This is a genomic window from Pseudomonas sp. IT-P74, assembly GCF_949768175.1.
GTDB lineage: Bacteria > Pseudomonadota > Gammaproteobacteria > Pseudomonadales > Pseudomonadaceae > Aquipseudomonas.
The window spans coordinates 1-521 of record NZ_CATKQD010000058.1 but is presented as its reverse complement, the minus strand read 5'-3'; the positions used below and the strand labels follow the sequence as shown (position 1 = coordinate 521).

The following is a 521-nucleotide window of genomic DNA, read 5'->3' as shown; positions in this document are numbered from 1 at the left end:
GCTCGCTTGTATGGTAGGACTTGAAGGGAGGAGGAGGGACAAGGCTCGATTCTGACTGTTAGCGCAGTACAGACCGTGGGAGATTTCGCCCCTCCTCCTTTCACCCAAGCGCCGATAAAGAATGCATCTGGCTAGACCGACGATAGGAACAAGCCTGCGCCTCTGGGTGAGCCCTTCAAGTGCTCAAACCTTATCCCGGAGGAAATCCTGTGGCAATGCCGGTCTCTCTATCAAAACCGATCGTGGGTGTGGATGTCGCCAAAAATGAGCTGGTGATTTATCAGTATGATGGTGATTCGCTTCAAGAGATTCCCAACACCAAGACATCCATCAAACAGTGGCTGAAGGCGTTGTCGGGAACGGTGGCCATTGCCATTGAGGCGACCAACATCTACCACCTGGACTTCGCTGATCTGGCCTATGAGGCCGGTTGTACGATTTACATGGTGGGAGGCTATGAACTCAAACATTATCGCGAAGGCGTGAAGATCCGCGCCAAAACCGACGCACTGGATGCCAAG

General features: G+C 53.0%; 1 protein-coding gene. It reads left to right on the top strand.

Annotation, left to right across the window (positions count from 1 at the left end):
- Positions 1 to 215: 215 nt before the first annotated feature.
- Positions 216 to 521 (top strand): IS110 family transposase (locus ACM6J5_RS22345; protein ID WP_414929358.1); only part of this gene is annotated, 306 nt, incomplete at its 3' end.